The following is a 16,638-nucleotide window of genomic DNA, read 5'->3' on the forward strand; positions in this document are numbered from 1 at the left end:
TCCCGCTCCACCAGCAGCGGCAACGGATCCGACGCCGTCACCAACTCCCGCAGCGGACACCGCCCGAGCACCCCGTCCACCTCCGGCGTCAGCGCGGCGGCCAGCCGTGAGGCGGCCGGGCGGGACTCGTCGCGCAGGGCGGCGACGGCGGCGAGCAGCACGGAGCGCTCGCTGTCGCGAGTCCCTTCGGCGGCGCGCTCGTGCAGGCGCGCGCCCTCCTCCAGGACCAGGTCCGTGTCGATCCCCGCGGGGATCTTGATCTCGGCGTGGTGGCGCCAGGTGCTGACCGGGTCGCTCCAGGCCTCCACGGTGTACGTCCACAGGCCGGCCCGGCCGGCGGTGACGGTGGCGCCCCAGCGGTCGGTGCCGGGGGCCAGTTCGCGCATCGGCGTCCAGGGGCCGGGCAGGCCGTCCGGGTCCCTCAGCACGAGGTTGGCCGCGACCGCGTCATGCCCCTCGCGGAAGACGGTGGCCGAGATCTGGAACGTCTCGCCGGTCACCGCCTTCGCCGGGCGGCGCCCGTGCTGGACGACGGGGCGGACGTCGAGGACAGGTAGGCGCCCGACGGCGGTGCTCTCGTCCGGGGAGGGTGGCTCCGGGGCGGGCGGGCCGGTGTCGGCCGGGTGCACCGGTGGTGCTCCCGTGTTCTCGGTACTGGTTGTCGGAGGTGCTGACGAGTGGTGCGTTGCGGGCATCACCGCTCCGTTCCGCGTCAACTGGGTGGGCGGATGGCTGGTGGGGAGGAGGGTCGTGCGCGGGTGTGCCTGTGGGGCGTACCGCAGGAGCCTTCCCACCCTATTCGGGTGGGCAATCCGGCACTTTGTTAACTACCCGCGCGTATGTCTACGCTCAAGACCGGCCCCGTTCCGGACGTACGGGGCCGATGCTCGCACCGGGTCCCGAATGCGCCGCTACGGCCGCGGGACTTGAAGAAGTGCGTTCGGTGAACCGGGCCCCGCGCCGGACGTGCCCGAGGCGGCGCCCGGGACGTGCGGTGACACGGACGCCCTCGGGAGGCGACGGACTTGCCCACGACGTCGTGCAGTTGGGGGCGTGTGACCCGTTCGGCGCAGTGCCGTGAAGATGGCCGAATCTCATCCCGTGCTCACCGGCGCTCGCCCCTCCGGTGCGGCACGCGCGGGTGGGACCCCGGCCGAGGGGGCCACGGCACACGCCACCGCGGCTCGCCCCGGCGCGGACGCCGAGCGCGCGTCCCGAACCACCCCAAGGACGTGTGTGCGGGCGGAATCGGCCATATCACCCATCGGGGGCGTACGGCGGTCGTTCTCGAGGCGCGCCCTGAGTCGGCCACGGCGACGCCGGGTAGCCACTACCGTCGACATCGATGACCGGACGCACACCGCCGTGCGTCCTTGTCCGCACGCTGACGAGGTGGAATGTGAAGGCGATCCGTCGATTCACCGTCCGACCCGTTCTCCCCGAACCCCTACGGCCGCTCAGTGATCTCGCGCGGAATCTGCGCTGGTCCTGGCACACGGAGACGCGCGAGCTGTTCCAGTCCGTCGATCCGGAGCGGTGGGCCGCGTCCGGCGGTGACCCGGTGCGGCTGCTGGGCAGTGTCCCGCCCGCGCGGCTCGCCGAGCTGGCCGAGGACCGCCGCTTCCTGCGCCGGCTGACCACCGTCTGCGCAGACCTGGCCGACTACGTCACCGGAGAGCGCTGGTACCAGGCGCAGTCCGGCGACCTGCCCGCCGCCGTCGCCTACTTCTCCCCGGAGTTCGGCATCACGGCGGCCCTGCCGCAGTACTCCGGTGGTCTCGGCATCCTCGCCGGAGACCATCTCAAGGCGGCCAGCGACCTCGGCGTACCGCTGATCGGGGTGGGGCTGCTCTACCGGCACGGCTACTTCCGGCAGACGCTCTCCCGGGACGGCTGGCAGCAGGAGCACTACCCCGTCCTCGACCCCAACGAGCTGCCCGTCGCCCTGCTCGAGGAGGAGGACGGCACGCCCGCCCAGGTCACCCTCGCCCTCCCCGGCGGGCGCCGGCTGCGCGCCCGGATCTGGCTGGCCCAGGTCGGCCGGGTGCCGCTGCTGATGCTCGACTCGGACGTCGAGGAGAACGACCTCGGCGAGCGGGGTGTGACCGACCGGCTGTACGGCGGCGGCAGCGAGCACCGGCTGCTGCAGGAGATGCTGCTGGGCATAGGAGGTGTGCGGGCCGTGCGGACGTACTGCCGGCTCACCGGGCATCCCGAGCCCGAGGTGTTCCACACCAACGAGGGGCACGCCGGGTTCCTCGGCCTGGAGCGGATCGCCGAACTCTGCGACGCCGGACTCGACTTCGACTCGGGCCTGGAGGCCGTGCGCGCCGGCACCGTCTTCACCACCCACACCCCCGTCCCCGCCGGCATCGACCGCTTCGACCGCGAGCTGGTCGCCCGGCACTTCGGGCCCGACGCCGAGCTCGCGCGCATCGATGTCGAGCGCGTCCTGCGACTCGGCATGGAGACCTATCCCGGCGGGGAGCCCAACCTGTTCAACATGGCCGTGATGGGGCTGCGCCTGGCCCAGCGCGCCAACGGCGTCTCCCTGCTGCACGGCAACGTCAGCCGCGGGATGTTCTCCGGGCTCTGGCCCGCGTTCGACCCCGACGAGGTGCCGATCACCTCCGTCACCAACGGTGTGCACGCACCGACCTGGATCGCCCCCGAGGTGTTCCGGCTCGGCGCCCGGCAGGTCGGCGCCCAGCGCGCCGAGGACGCCTTCACCGGCGGGGGCTCCGACCGCTGGGACGCGGTCGCCGACATTCCCGCCCAGGACATCTGGGACCTCCGCCGCGATCTGCGCGAACAGCTGGTCACCGAGGTGCGCGAGCGGCTGCGGGCCTCCTGGCGCCAGCGCGGGGCGGGCACGGCCGAGCTGGGCTGGATCGACGGAGTGCTCGACCCGGACGTGCTCACCATCGGGTTCGCGCGGCGCGTCCCCTCGTACAAGCGGCTGACGCTGATGCTGCGTGACCGCGACCGGCTGATGGATCTGATGCTGCATCCCGAGCGGCCGATCCAGATCGTCGTCGCGGGCAAGGCGCATCCGGCCGACGACGGCGGCAAGCGGCTCATCCAGGAGCTGGTCCGGTTCGCCGACGACCCGCGGGTACGGCACCGGATCGTCTTCCTGCCCGACTACGGCATGGCGATGGCGCAGAAGCTCTACCCCGGCTGCGACATCTGGCTGAACAACCCCCTGCGCCCGCTGGAGGCCTGCGGCACCAGCGGGATGAAGGCCGCGCTCAACGGCTGCCTCAACCTCTCCGTGCTGGACGGCTGGTGGGACGAGTGGTTCCAGCCCGACTTCGGCTGGGCGATCCCGACCGCGGACGGCGCGGGCACGGACGCCGACCGTCGGGACGCCATCGAGGCGGCGGCGCTGTACGACCTGCTCGAACAGCGGATCACCCCCCGCTTCTACGAACGCGGCGCCGGCGGACTGCCCGACCGCTGGATCGAGATGGTCCGCCGGACGCTGATGCTGCTGGGGCCGAAGGTGCTGGCGGGCCGCATGGTCGGCGAGTACGTCGAGCGGCTGTACGCGCCCGCGGCCCGCGCCCACCGCGCGATGGTGCCGGACGCGGCCCGCGAACTGGCCGACTGGAAGGCCCGGGTACGCCGCTCCTGGCCCGGTGTGCGGGTCGACCACGTGGAGACGTCCGCGACCACGGCCACGGCCGAGCTCGGCTCCACCCTCACCCTCCGCGTCCGGGTCGCCCTCGGTGACCTCGCCCCCGACGACGTGGAGGTCCAGGCGGTCTCCGGCCGAGTGGACCCCGAGGACCGCATCGCCGACGCCACCGCGGTCCCGCTGAAACCGGCGGGCGGGCCGGACCTCGAAGGGCGCTGGGTGTACGAGGGCCCGCTCGCCCTGGACCGGACGGGCCCCTACGGCTACACGGTCCGCATCCTGCCCGCCCACCGCCTGCTGGCGACCGGCGCGGAGCTGGGGCTGGTGGCCGTACCGGCGGAGGACGTCGCGGAGGGGGCCGGGGTGCTGCTGCGCTGACGCGCCGGGCGCGGTGTGGGAGGGACCGGCCCGGGGATCCCCGTGGTTGCGGTGCTCAGTACTCGTTCTCCGGCTCACACAGCCGGCGGAGCACCTTCCCGCACCGCCGCGCGTACGCCGACTGCAGCCCCCGGTTCGCCGGGCCGCCCGCCCGGACGTACCACTTGGCGGGGCGGCTGAACGCCGACACCGTCAGCCACACCGTGCCGTCCCCGGTGCGCTCGACCACGAAGGCCTCCTCGCCGCACTCCGGGTGGCCGGTCAGGGTGCCGTAGGCCCAGCCGGCGCGGCGGTACTCGGAGACCGTCCACACGACCCGGCAGGGCGCCTTGATCAGGCCGGCGAGCGTGACGGTGACGTCGACGCCGGGGGCGGCGCGGTCCGCGGCGGCCTCGACGCCCAGGCCCGCGGCGCGGTGCATCTCCCAGGTGCCCACGGCGTCGGCGGCCCGGCGGAACACCCGCTCGCCCTCGCCGATGCGGGTGCGCACATGCAGGGGATGGAAGCCGGGTGGGCAGAAACCCGTCTCGCGGGTCGCGCCGACATCCTCGTACGTGAACGACATGCGGCCAAGAGTAGGGCGGCACCCGGCGTCGACCGCCCGCCGGGTGCCGCCGTCACGAACCGCTCTACGGGAACGTCACCTTCCAGCTGTTGATGTAGCCGGTGTCCCGCGCCGCCTGGTCCTGCACCCGCAGCCGCCAGGTGCCGTTGGCGACCTCGGAGGAGGCGTTGACGGTGTAGGTGGCGTTGACGTTGTCCGCCGAGTCCGAGGAACTGAAGTTCTTCAGGCGGTACGCCGTCCCGTCCGGGGCCAGCAGGTCGATCACCAGGTCACCGCGCCAGGTGTGCACGATGTCCACGGCGACCTGGAGGTTGGCCGGGGCGTTGCCCGCTCGGCCGGACACGGTGACCGAGGAGGTCACGGCCGCGCCGTTGTCCGGGATCGCCACGTCGGAGGTGTTCTCGAAGGAGGTGCCGCCGCCCGGGCCGCCGGGCCGCGTACCGACCGCGACGCCCGCCCACGCGTCCTGCACCGCCTTGTACTCGGTGCTCGTCGTGCCGTACAGCTCACCGGCGACCGCGAGCGTGCCGGTGCGCGCGGCCGCGTAGTTGGTGGTGGACGTGAACTTCGTGGTGAGCGCCTTGAACCAGATCTGCTCGGCCTTGGCCCGGCCGATGCCGGTCACCGGGAGGCCGTCCGCGGTCGGCGAGTCGTAGCTGACACCGTTGACGACCTTGGCGCCGCTGCCCTCGCTCAGCAGGTAGAAGAAGTGGTTCGCGGGACCGGACGAGTAGTGCACGTCGATCGAGCCGATGCCCGAGTACCAGTTGTCCTTCGACGCGCCGTCCTTGCTCGGCTTGTCCATGTAACGCAGCGGCGTGCCGTCGCCGTTGATGTTGATCTCCTCGCCGATGAGGTAGTCACCGACGTCGGAGGAGTTGTCGGCGTAGAACTCGACGGCCGCGCCGAGGATGTCGGACGTCGCCTCGTTCAGGCCGCCGGACTCGCCGCTGTAGATGAGGCCCGCGGTGGCCGAGGTGAGGCCGTGGGTCATCTCGTGGGCGGCCACGTCGATCGAGGTGAGCGGGTTGGCGTTGCCCGATCCGTCGCCGTAGGTCATGCAGAAGCAGCTGTCCGACCAGAAGGCGTTGACGTAGTTGTTGCCGTAGTGGACCCGCGAGTAGGCGCCGACGCCGTCGCCGCGGATGCCGTTGCGGCCGTGCACGTTCTTGTAGTAGTCCCAGGTCAGCGCGGCCCCGTAGTGGGCGTCGGCACCGGCCGACTCCGCGTTGGAGGGCGTGCCGTTGCCCCAGACGTCGTCCGGGCCGGAGAAGAGCGTGCCGGTGCCGGAGGTGCCGCGGTTCAGGTTGTAGGTGCGGTGGTTGCCGCGGGCGCCGTCGGTGAGGTTGTACGTCGAGCCGGACTGGGTCGTGGTGAGCGGGACCGTGCCGCTGTAGACCGTGTGCCCGGTGCCGTTCCTGACCGCCTGCCATGCGAAGAGCTTCTCGCCGGTGCCGGCGTCGGTGACGACGTGCAGCTCCTGCGGGGTGCCGTCGTGCTGGAGGCCGCCGACGACCGTCTCGTAGGCGAGGACCGGCTCGCCGTGCGCGGCCCAGACGACCTTGCGGGGCTCGCCGCTGACCTCGGGGCTCCGGGCGTCCTCGGCGCGGGCGGCGCCGAGCGCCTGCCGCTCCGCCTGCGCCCCGGCTATCGCGGGCTTGAGCGAGGGCACCTCGATGGTGGCGCGGGTGGCCTTGGTGACGCTCTCGGTGGCACCGGCCTTCGACGTCTCGACGACCAGATCACCACCCAGGACCGGCAGGCCGGCGTAGGTCCGCTCGTAGCGGGTGTGGACCGTGCCGTCGGCGTCCTTGGCGACGTCGCGGACCAGGAGCTTCTCCTGGGAACCCAGGCTCAGCTCCCGTGCGGTGTCCACCTTGCCGGCGTCGGCCTCGCGGATCAGCGCCGCGCGCTGGGCCGGAGTGAGCTTGACGGGCAGGGAGCCCGGGTCGGCCTTCGCCGACGCCGAGGGCGCCGTGTCCGCGGGGGCTGCCGCGGCGCCGGACTGCACGGCGGCGGCGAGGAACGCGGCGACGCCGACGAGGGCGACGGCCGCGACGCGGGGGGTGCGTCTGTGGGAGGAACGGTTGCTCGATGAGGAACTGCTCTTCAACACTGACTCCTTCTGCGTGGCCGTGGGACACACGGCCAGGGGAGCCGGGCGGCGTCAGGCCGTCCGGGCAGAACGCGAAACCAGGTGCGGACGGCCACGGGAACAACACAGCGGCATGGAGGTGGGGTTGCTGTGGAGTGGCCGTGAGAAGCGTGACACCACGGGCGCGACCTGTCAGGAGCGCGTCAAGAGTTTGGCCGGAAATGGTTCGTTGTCCGGGAGTTCGCGTTCGGTATGCGAACGGGACGCCTTTCTACCCGGCCGGCTCGCCGTGCCAGGTGCGCCACAGCCGCGCGTACGCGCCGTCCGCCGCCACCAGTTCGTCGTGCGTGCCGAGTTCGGTGATCCGTCCCGACTCCATCACCGCCACCCGGTCCGCGTCGTGCGCGGTGTGCAGCCGGTGGGCGATGGCGATCACCGTACGGCCCCGCAGCACGGCGGCCAGGGCCCGCTCGGTGTGCCGGGCCGTCGCCGGGTCGAGCAGGGCGGTGGCCTCGTCGAGGATCAGTGTGTGCGGGTCGGCCAGCACGACGCGGGCCAGGGCGAGCTGCTGGGCCTGCGAGCCGTCGGTGCGGACCCCTCCCGCGCCCGGTTCGGCGTCGAGGCCGCCGGGCAGTCCGCGCACCCAGCCGTCGGCGCCCACCGCGTCGAGGGCGGTCCACAACTGGGCGTCCGTGGCCGCCGGTTCGGCGATCAGCAGGTTGTCGCGGACGGTGCCCAGGAAGACGTGGTGCTCCTGCGTGACCAGCGCGACCTGGCGGCGCAGCCGCTCCGGCCCCAGACCGGCGACCGGCACCCCGCCCACGGTCACACTGCCCGCGCCCGGCGTGTCGACACCGGCAAGCAGCCGGCTCAGCGTGGACTTGCCCGCACCCGACGGGCCGACGACCGCGAGCCGCTCACCGGGCCGGATCGTCAGGTCGACGCCGCTCAGCACCTCGCCGCCCCGGTCGTACGAGTAGCGCACGCCCCGCACGTCGATGCGGTCGCCGTCCGGATCGGGGGAGTCGGCCGGCGCCGACCGGGGCGCCAGCGCGAGGCCCTCCACCCGGGCGAAGGAGGCGTTGCTCATCTGCAACTGCTCGACCCTGATCAGGATCGTGTCCAACGGCTCGGTGACCTGCCGCAGATACAGCGCGGCCGCCACCACCGCGCCCAGGGTCACCGTCCCCCGCTCGTGCAGGAACCCCCCGACCAGCAGCACGGCCACCACCGGGAAGGCGTACGAGAAGTCCGCCGCCGGGAAGAACACGCTGCGCAGCCGCAGGGTGTGCAGCCGGGTGCGCCGCGCCTGTGCCAGCGCGTCCCGGCTCGCCGCGATCCGGTGCCGCTGCAGACCGAAGGCCTCGACGGTGCGGGCGCCGGCCGCCGTGGCGGCGAGGACCTCGGCGACGTCCGAGGTGGCCGCCCCCTCGTCGAGGTAGGCGGAGCGCGCCCGGCGCAGGTACCAGCGCAGCGGGAACCAGATGCCGAGCCAGCCCAGCAGCGCGCAGCAACCCAGCAGCGGGTCCAGCGCGACGACCGCGCCGAACAGGAACAGCACCTGCACCGAGGCGATGAGCAGCGCGGGACCGGCGTCCCGCAGCGTCGTGCCGACGGCGGTGACGTCGGCGGTGCCTCGGGCCGTCAGATCACCGGTTCCGGCCCGCTCCACGACCGACGCGGGCAGCGACAACGCCCGGTCGACGAAGCGTTCCCTGATCCGCGCCAGCGTCCGCTCACCGAACCGGTGCCCGGCGTAGCGCGCCCACCGCGACAACAGCAACTGCGCCAGCGCGCAGCCGACGAGTGCCAGTGCCAGCCGGTCGACGACGTCGACGCCGGCGCCCGCCCGGACCTCGTTGACGATCGTGCCCAGCAGCCACGGCCCGGCCAGCCCGGCCCCGGCGGCCAGCGCGTTCAGCGCCAGTACCGCGGCGAAGACCCGCCCGTCGGCCCGGACCAGCGAGGTCAGCGCCCGCCGCACCTCGGCGGGCCCGGCGACGGGCAGCCGGCCCGTCCGCTCCGCGGTGGCGCCCGGCGCCTTCCCGGACGTCATCGCACGGCCTCCTCGGTGCCGATGCCGGACGGATCGGCCCCCTCGTCCTCGTCGGTCTCCTCGTCCCTGGCCACCAGCGCCCGGTACCCGGGTGCGTGATCGAGCAGCCCCTGGTGGGTGCCGCTCGCCTCGACCTTGCCGTTCACCAGGAAGTACACGGTGTCCGCCCGGTCCAGCACCAGCGGCGAGGTGGTGGTGACGACGGTGGTACGGCCCTGGCGGGCCTCCCGCAGCCGTCGCGCCACGGCCGCCTCGGTGTGCGCGTCGAGCGCGGACGTCGGCTCCACCGCGAGCAGCACCTCGGGGTCGGCCAGCAACGCCCGCACCAGTCGCACCCGTTGGCGCTGTCCGCCGGAGAGATTGCGTCCCTGCGCGTCGATCCGGGAGTCGAGCCCGTCCGGCAGCCCGCGCACGACGTCCTCGGCCACGGCGGCCCGCACGGCCCGCGCGACGGCCGCGTCGCCGGCGTCGGTACGCCGCCCGAGGACCACCTCACGCAGGGTTCCCGCGAACAGGTCGGCCTCGTGGTCCGCGACCAGGATCCGCTCCCGGACCTGGGGGAGCGCGATCTCGTCCAGCCGTAGCCCGCCCCAGGTGACGTCCGAGGGCGCGTACCGCCCCAGCCGGTCGACGATCTCCGCCGCGTCGGCGGGCCGCTCGCAGGCGAGCGCGGTCAGCCGGCCCGGCAGCACCCGCACGCCCGACTCCGGGTCGTCGAGCGCGGACGGCTCGGCCGGGGCGTCGTGCGCCCCGGCGCCGGCCGGCGGGTCCAGCCGCAGGAACCCCACGATCCGGCGGGCGGCCACCAGTCCGCGGCTGACCTGCTGGCCGAACTCCAGGAAGTACGCCACCGGCACCACCAGCACCGCGACATAGCCGTAGACCGACACCAGCTCGCCCACGGTGATCGCGCCTTGGGCCACCAGCCGGGCCGCGAGCCAGGTCACCACGGCCAGGAACACCGTCGGCAGGCCCAGGCCGAGCGCCTGGATCCAGCTGGTCACGGCGCCGACCCGGTACCCGTCGTCACGCAGGCGCCGGGAGTCCCTGCGGAAGGCCCCGGCGACCAGCTCCTTGCCGCCGAGACCGCCCAGCACACGCAGCCCGCCCGCCATGTCGCCGATGCGCGCGGTGAGCGTGCCCTGGGCTTCCCGGTACGCCGTCTCGGTGCCCTGCAGGCGGCTCATCAACGGCCCGGCCAGGACGCCGGTCACCGGCACGCCCAGCAGCACGACAGCGGCCAGCAGCGGGGAGACCGAGAGCAGCAGCGCGGCGACGACGCCGTACGCGACGACCGCGCCGAGGCCCGGGCCGATGACCGTCAGGGCGGTGGCGACGGTCTGCACGTCGCCCACGCCGATCGTGACGACCTCCCCGGCCGTGACCTGCCGGCGCAGCGAGGCGCCGAGCCGGACCGCCTGACCGATCACGACCTTGACCGTGCGGAAGTTGGCGTCCATCCGGACCCTGGTCATCGTGCGGTGCCGGGCGATGTTCAGCCAGGCGTCGACCGCCCCCGCCGCCAGCACGGCCGCCGCCCAGCCGAACAGCGCCGCCCGGTCACCGGGCTCCAGCCCGTCGTCGATCGCGCGGGCCAGCAGGTACGGCACCAGCGCGGGCAGCGCCAGCGACACGACCCCGAACAGCGCCCCCGCGGCCGACCGGCCCGGCTGGCTGCGCACCAGCCACCACAGATAGCGGGCGGGACCCCGGACGTCGGGGGTGCCGGGGTCCTCGTACGCGTCGATCATCGCGCCGCTCGTTTCCCGTGACCCGTTCCCCTGTTCACGCCAGGCTGTCCTGCCACGCCCGGTGCAGCCCCGCGAACCGGCCCGTCCCCGCGATCAGTTCGGCCGGGCTGCCGTCCTCGACGATCCGGCCCTGCTCCATCACCAGCACCCGGTCCGCGATCTCCACCGTGGACAGCCGGTGTGCGATCACGACGGCCGTACGGCCCTTCAGCACGGTCGCCATGGCCCGCTGCACCGCACGCTCGCCGGGGATGTCCAGCGAACTGGTCGCCTCGTCGAGGATCAGCACCGCCGGGTCCGCGAGCAACGCCCGCGCGAACGCCACGAGCTGGCGCTGACCGGCCGAGATCCGGCCGCCGCGCTTACGGACGTCCGTGTCGTACCCGTCGGGCAGCGCGGCGACGAAATCGTGCGCGCCGATGGCCTTGGCGGCGGCCTCGATCTCCGTACGGCTCGCGTCGGGCCGCCCGACGGCGATGTTCTCGGCGACCGTGCCGGAGAACAGGAACGACTCCTGCGTCACCATCACGACGCCGCGCCGCAGTTCCGGCACGGCCAGCTCCCGCAGGTCGACCCCGTCGAGCAGCACCCGCCCGTCGGTCGGGTCGTAGAACCGGGCCAGCAGCTTGGCCAGGGTCGACTTGCCGGCGCCCGTGGAGCCGACGACCGCGACCGTCTGCCCGGCCGGGATCGTGAGGTCGAAGGAGGGCAGCACCTCTCCACCGGTGCGATAGGCGAAGCGCACACCGTCGAAGACGACCTCGCGGCCGGGGTGTTCGGAGGCGAGGGGCGGCAACTCCCGGGGCGCGGACGGCTCCGGCACCGAGGGCGTCTGGGCGAGCAGCCCGGCGATCTTCTCCAGCGAGGCCGCCGCCGACTGGTAGGAGTTGAGGAACATGCCGAACCGGTCGATCGGGTCGTACATCCGCCGCAGGTACAGCACCGCCGCCGCGAGCACCCCGAGCGCCAGCGTGCCGTCCGCGACGCGGTGGGCGCCCCACAGGACGATCAGCGCGACCGCCGTGTTGCCGACGACCCGGGAGCCGACGACGTAGCGGGCCATCTCCAGCAGCGCGTCGCCGTTCGTGCGCTCGTGCCGCCGGTTGAGGACCCGGAACTCGGCGTCGTTGGAGGCCTCCCGGCGGAACGCGCGCACCGGGCGGATGCCGTTCATCGTCTCCACGAACTTCACGATGACCGCGGCGATCGCCGTCGACCGTGTCGTGTACACCTTCCGCGCCCGCCGCTGGTACAGCCGTACCAGCCACCACAGCGGCAGGAACGACGCCACCGCCACCGCGCCCAGGCCCAGATCCAGCCAGAGCAGGATCGCCGCGACGTACACGCACGACAGGATGACCGTCACCAGCTCCTGCAGGCCCTCCTCCAGCAGCTCGCGCAGCGACTCGACGTCGGTGGTGGAACGGGAGATCAGCCGGCCCGAGGTGTAGCGCTCGTGGAAGTCGACGCTCAGCGCCTGCGCGTGCCGGAAGATCCTGCCGCGCAGATCGAGGAGCACGTCCTGACTGACCCGGGCGGAGGTGACGACGAAGGCGTACTGGAGCACGCCGGAGGCGGCCGCGCACAGCAGGTAGCCCACCGCCACCGCGATCAGCGGCCCCTGGTCGTGGGCGCGGAAGGCCGGCACGGCGTGGTCGATCGCGTACGCCACCAGCAGCGGGCCCGCCTGCACCGCCGCCTGTCCGAGGAACAGCAGGAGCGTGGTCAGCGCGACCCTGGCCTTCATCGGCGCGAGCAGCGACCTCAGCAGCGTCCCGGTGGCGCCCGGCGGGGTGGGCAGGACGTCCTTGTCGAACGGGTCGCCCGCCCCGGGCGGCTGAGCCGGCTCCTCGTCGGTGACGGGGGCGGGCGTCGAGGTGGACGCGGTCACCGGGCTGCCTCCAGTTCCGTACCGGACATCAGGTGGGCGTACTCGGCGTTGTCGCGGAGCAGTTCGTGATGGGTGCCGACGGCCGTGATCCGGCCGCCGGACAGCAGGGCGACCCGGTCGGCGAGCAGCACCGTGGACGGGCGGTGCGCGACGATCAGGGCGGTGGTGTCGGCGAGCACCTCGCGCAGCGCTTCCTCGACGGCGGCCTCGGTGTGCACGTCCAGCGCCGAGAGCGGGTCGTCCAGCACCAGGAACTCCGGGCGCCCCACGACGGCCCTGGCCAGCGCGAGCCGCTGCCGCTGACCGCCGGACAGGCTCAGGCCCTGCTCGCCGACCTGGGTGTCCGTGCCCTGCGGCAGCCCGTGCGTGAACCCGGCCTGGGCGACGGACAGGGCGCGGTCCAGATCGGTGGGCCCGGCCTCGTCGGAGGCGCCCATCAGCACGTTCTCCCCGACGCTGGCGGAGAACAGCGTCGGCTCCTCGAACGCGACGGCGACCCGGGCGCGCAGTTCCTCACGGGACATGCCGGCGATGTCGGCGCCGTTCAGCGTGATCCGGCCCCCGGTCACCTCGTGCAGCCGTGGGACGAGCGCGGTGAGGGTGGTCTTGCCGCTGCCGGTCGCCCCGACGAGGGCCATGGACTCGCCGGGGCGGATGTGCAGGTCGACATGGGCGAGGACGGGTGGGGAGCCCGTGGGGGCGTCGGGGTAGCGGAAGCTGACGGCGTGGAAGCGGAGTCCGCTGTCGTGGACGTCCGCCGCCGTGCCCACCGCCTCGGTGGCCGTCTCCGGGTGCGCGTCCATCACCTCGAAGTACCGCTCGGTGGCCGTCGCCGCCTCCTGGCTCATCGCCAGCAGGAAGCCGATCGAGTCGACCGGCCACCGCAGGGCGAGTGCCGTGGACAGGAAGGCCACCAGCGTGCCCGCCGACAGGTCTCCGTCCGCCACCCGCACGGCGCCGAGCACCAGTGCCGCTCCGATGGCCGCCTCCGGGAGCGTCACGATCACGCTCAGGATCGTGGCCAGCAGCCGGGCCTTGGTCAGCTCCGTCCCGCGCAGCGTGCGCGCCAGCTCCCGGAACGCCCGCGCCTGACTGCGGTGCCGCCCGAACCCCTTGATGATGCGGATGCCGAGCACGCCCTCCTCGACGACCGTCGTGAGATCGCCGACCTGGTCCTGCGCCCGCCGTGCCACCTCGGCGTACCGCTTCTCGAAGATCGCGCAGCTGACGATCACCGGCACCGCGGGCCCCAGGATCACCAGCCCGAGGGTGAGGTCCTGCACCAGCATGATGATCACGCCGACGAGGATCGTCACCCCGTTGACCAGCAGGAACGTCAGCGGGAAGGCCAGAAACATGCGCACCAGCATCAGATCGGTGGTGCCCCGGGACAGCAACTGGCCCGAGGCCCAGCGGTCGTGGAACGCCACCGGCAGCCGCTGGAGATGCCCGTACAGATCCGCCCGCATCGCCGCCTCCACTCCCGCCAGCGGGCGCGCCACGAGCCACCGGCGCAGTCCGAACAGCACGGCCTCGCCCAGCCCGAGCAGCAGCAGGAACAGCGCGCCGAGCCACACGCCCGCCGGGTCCCGGCCGGCGATGGGCCCGTCGACGAGCCACTTGAGCACGAGCGGGATGACCAGCCCGACGCAGGACGCCACGATCGCGACGAACGCGGCGGTGAACAGGCGGGCCCGCACCGGCCTGACATACGGCCACAGGCGCAGCAGCGAGCGGACGGCGGAGCGGTCGCGGGGCGAGGTGGCACGTGTCGTGGGCATCAGGAGCGAGCCTACGGATCGGCACTGACAACGCCTACCGAGTTTTGGCCGGACCGCCGTCCGCCGATGGACCTACGACCTGCGCGTTCGCCCGTGCCGCCTCAGCCGGCCCGGAGCAGCAGCACCGACCTTCCGGGCACCGTGATCGCCCGTCCCGCGGGGTGGGTCACGTCGGGCGGCGCCGCCTGCCCCTCCTGCGCCGTGTCGACGACGACCTCGTAGCGCTCCGCCCACGGAGGCCCCGGCAGGACGAAGCTCACCGGCCGCTCCCCGGCGTGCAGCACGGCGAGGAAGCTGTCGTCGACGATCGGCGCCCCCCGCTCGTCCCGGCCCGGGATGTCCCGTCCCGACAGATACATGCCGAGCGTGGCGGCGGGCGCGTACCAGTCCCCTTCCGTCATCTCCGTGCCCCGCGGGGTGAACCAGGCCAGGTCCCGCAGCCCGTCCGCCGAGTGCGCCCGGCCGGAGAAGAACGCCCGCCGCCGCAGTACCGGGTGCCGGTGCCGCAGGGCGATCAGCCGGGCCGTCAGGTCGAACAGCGCCTTCCAGCCCGGGTCGTCGAGCAGGCCCCAGTCCAGCCAGCTGATCTCGTTGTCCTGGCAGTAGGCGTTGTTGTTGCCCCGCTGGGTGCGCCCCAGCTCGTCGCCGGCGACCAGCATCGGCACGCCCGTCGAGAGCAGCAGGGTGGTCAGCAGGTTGCGCAGCTGCCGCCGCCGCAGCGCCTGTACCCGTTCCTCGCCGCTCTCGCCCTCCGCCCCGCAGTTCCAGGCCCGGTTGTCGTTCGTGCCGTCCCGGTTGCCCTCGCCGTTCGCCTCGTTGTGCTTGCGCTCGTAGGAGACCAGGTCCCGCAGCGTGAAGCCGTCGTGCGCGGTGACGAAGTTGACCGACGCGTAGGGCCGCCGGCCGCCCCAGGCGTAGAGGTCGCTGGAGCCCGACAGCCGGTACCCCATCTCCCGGACGTCCGGGAGCGCGTGCCTCCAGAAGTCCCGCACGGCGTTGCGGTAGCGGTCGTTCCACTCCGTCCACAGCGGGGGGAAGGCACCGACCTGGTAACCGCCGGAGCCGACGTCCCAGGGCTCGGCGATCAGCTTCACCCGACGCAGTACCGGGTCCTGCGCGATGACGGCCAGAAAGGGGGACAACATGTCCACGTCGTGCATGGACCGCGCGAGCGCCGCCGCCAGGTCGAACCGGAAGCCGTCCACGCCCATCTCGGTCACCCAGTAGCGCAGCGAGTCCGTGATGAGGCGCAGCACGTGCGGCTGGACGACGTGCAGCGTGTTCCCGCAGCCGGTGTAGTCGGCGTAGCGGCGGGCGTCGGACTGCAGGCGGTAGTACCCGCGGTTGTCGATGCCCTTCAGGGACAGCGTCGGCCCCAGTTCGCCGGCCTCCGCGGTGTGGTTGTAGACGACGTCGAGGATGACCTCGATCCCGGCCGCGTGCAGCGCGCGCACCATCCGCTTGAACTCCCCGACCTGCTGCCCGCGCGTGCCGGACGCGGCGTACGCGGCGTGCGGGGCGAAGTAGCCGATGGAGTTGTAGCCCCAGTAGTTCTTCAGACCCCGGCGCAGCAGGTGGTCCTCGTGCGCGAACTGGTGCACGGGCAGCAGCTCGACCGCCGTGACGCCGAGTCGCGTGAGGTGGTCGACCGCCGCCGGGTGGGCCAGGCCCGCGTAGGTGCCGCGGAGCTCCTCGGGGATGTCCGGGTGCAGCTTGGTGAAGCCCCGCACGTGCAGCTCGTAGATCACCGAGTCCGCCCAGGGCGTCTTCGGCCGCCGGTCGTCCGCCCAGTCGTCGTCGTCGTGCACGACGACGCCCTTCGGCACGTACGGCGCCGAGTCCCGTTCGTCGCGCACGGTGTCCGCGACCTGCTGCTGCGGCCAGTCCCGGACGTGCCCGTAGACCTCCGGCGGCAGGCCGAAGTCGCCGTCGACCGCGCGCGCGTAGGGGTCCAGCAGCAGCTTCGCCGGATTCCACCGGCCGCCGGTCCACGGGTCCCAGCGGCCGTGCACCCGGTAGCCGTAGCGCTGCCCCGGCATCACCCCCGGCACGAAGCCGTGCCAGATCTCATGGGTCAGCTCGCTCAGGCGATGCCGGCGCTCGGTGCCGTCCTCGTCGAACAGGCACAGCTCCACCGCCTCCGCCCCACCCGCCCACAAGGCGAAGTTGGTGCCCGCCACCCCGTCCGGGCCGACCCGGAACCGGGCCCCCAGCGGTGTCGACGCACCCGGCCACACCGCCACCGCGGCGGCCGGTGCCGCGCGTGGCGCGCCGTTCAACGCGGCGGCCGGGCGTCCGCCCTGCCCGGCCACCGTCTCCTGCTCGGCTGCGCTGGACACCTGTCAGCCTCCCGCGGCTCGTGTCGACGACGTGGGCCGGGGCCCGCGGCGTCCCTTCCGCGGAGCCCGGCCCGTCGTCCTCCCCACTGTTCTGCCCAGAGCTTGGGTCGCACTCACGTTTCCCCAGGGCGGGCCCGGTCGT

9 protein-coding genes are annotated in these 16,638 nt (G+C 73.4%); 1 reads left to right on the forward strand and 8 read right to left on the reverse strand.

All coding sequences use genetic code 11. The features are described from left to right. Positions 1–695 (reverse strand): maltotransferase domain-containing protein (locus ACZ7LV_RS27990; RefSeq protein ID WP_471943230.1); only part of this gene is annotated, 695 nt, incomplete at its 3' end. A 704-nt stretch (positions 696–1,399) separates the two neighbouring features. Between ACZ7LV_RS27990 and ACZ7LV_RS27995 the strand changes: the two genes are divergently transcribed. Next, complete coding sequence (locus ACZ7LV_RS27995; RefSeq protein WP_471943589.1) at positions 1,400–4,018, forward strand: glycosyltransferase family 1 protein; 2,619 nt, start codon at positions 1,400–1,402, stop codon at positions 4,016–4,018. A 55-nt stretch (positions 4,019–4,073) separates the two neighbouring features. On the opposite strand, the gene ACZ7LV_RS28000 is transcribed toward ACZ7LV_RS27995, so the two are convergent. The 7 genes from ACZ7LV_RS28000 to glgX form a co-directional block, all read right to left on the reverse strand. Then, positions 4,074–4,583 (reverse strand): DUF1990 family protein, encoded by a 510-nt coding sequence (locus tag ACZ7LV_RS28000; RefSeq protein ID WP_401673522.1) that lies wholly within the window; start codon positions 4,581–4,583, stop codon positions 4,074–4,076. 64 nt (positions 4,584–4,647) lie between these two features. Continuing rightward, a complete protein-coding gene (locus ACZ7LV_RS28005) occupies positions 4,648–6,699 on the reverse strand; it encodes a M4 family metallopeptidase (protein WP_471943232.1) in 2,052 nt (683 codons plus the stop codon). A 250-nt stretch (positions 6,700–6,949) separates the two neighbouring features. Next, positions 6,950–8,734 (reverse strand): ABC transporter ATP-binding protein, encoded by a 1,785-nt coding sequence (locus tag ACZ7LV_RS28010; protein ID WP_471943234.1) that lies wholly within the window; start codon positions 8,732–8,734, stop codon positions 6,950–6,952. Further along, on the reverse strand, positions 8,731–10,485 hold the full coding sequence (locus tag ACZ7LV_RS28015; RefSeq protein ID WP_471943236.1) for an ABC transporter transmembrane domain-containing protein: 1,755 nt from the start codon (positions 10,483–10,485) through the stop codon (positions 8,731–8,733). Before ACZ7LV_RS28015 ends, ACZ7LV_RS28010 begins: the two co-directional genes overlap by 4 nt. A 34-nt stretch (positions 10,486–10,519) precedes the next feature. Next, positions 10,520–12,376 (reverse strand): ABC transporter ATP-binding protein, encoded by a 1,857-nt coding sequence (locus ACZ7LV_RS28020; RefSeq protein ID WP_471943238.1) that lies wholly within the window; start codon positions 12,374–12,376, stop codon positions 10,520–10,522. Then, on the reverse strand, positions 12,373–14,157 hold the full coding sequence (locus tag ACZ7LV_RS28025) for an ABC transporter ATP-binding protein (RefSeq protein ID WP_471943240.1): 1,785 nt from the start codon (positions 14,155–14,157) through the stop codon (positions 12,373–12,375). Before ACZ7LV_RS28025 ends, ACZ7LV_RS28020 begins: the two co-directional genes overlap by 4 nt. A gap of 101 nt (positions 14,158–14,258) precedes the next feature. Beyond that, positions 14,259–16,496 carry a glycogen debranching protein GlgX gene (glgX, locus tag ACZ7LV_RS28030; protein ID WP_471943242.1) on the reverse strand — a complete coding sequence of 746 codons (2,238 nt, stop codon included), beginning with the start codon at positions 16,494–16,496 and terminating at the stop codon, positions 14,259–14,261. Between the last annotated feature and the right edge of the window lie 142 nt (positions 16,497–16,638).

The sequence above is a fragment of the Streptomyces sp. NPDC107562 genome (assembly GCF_055657325.1).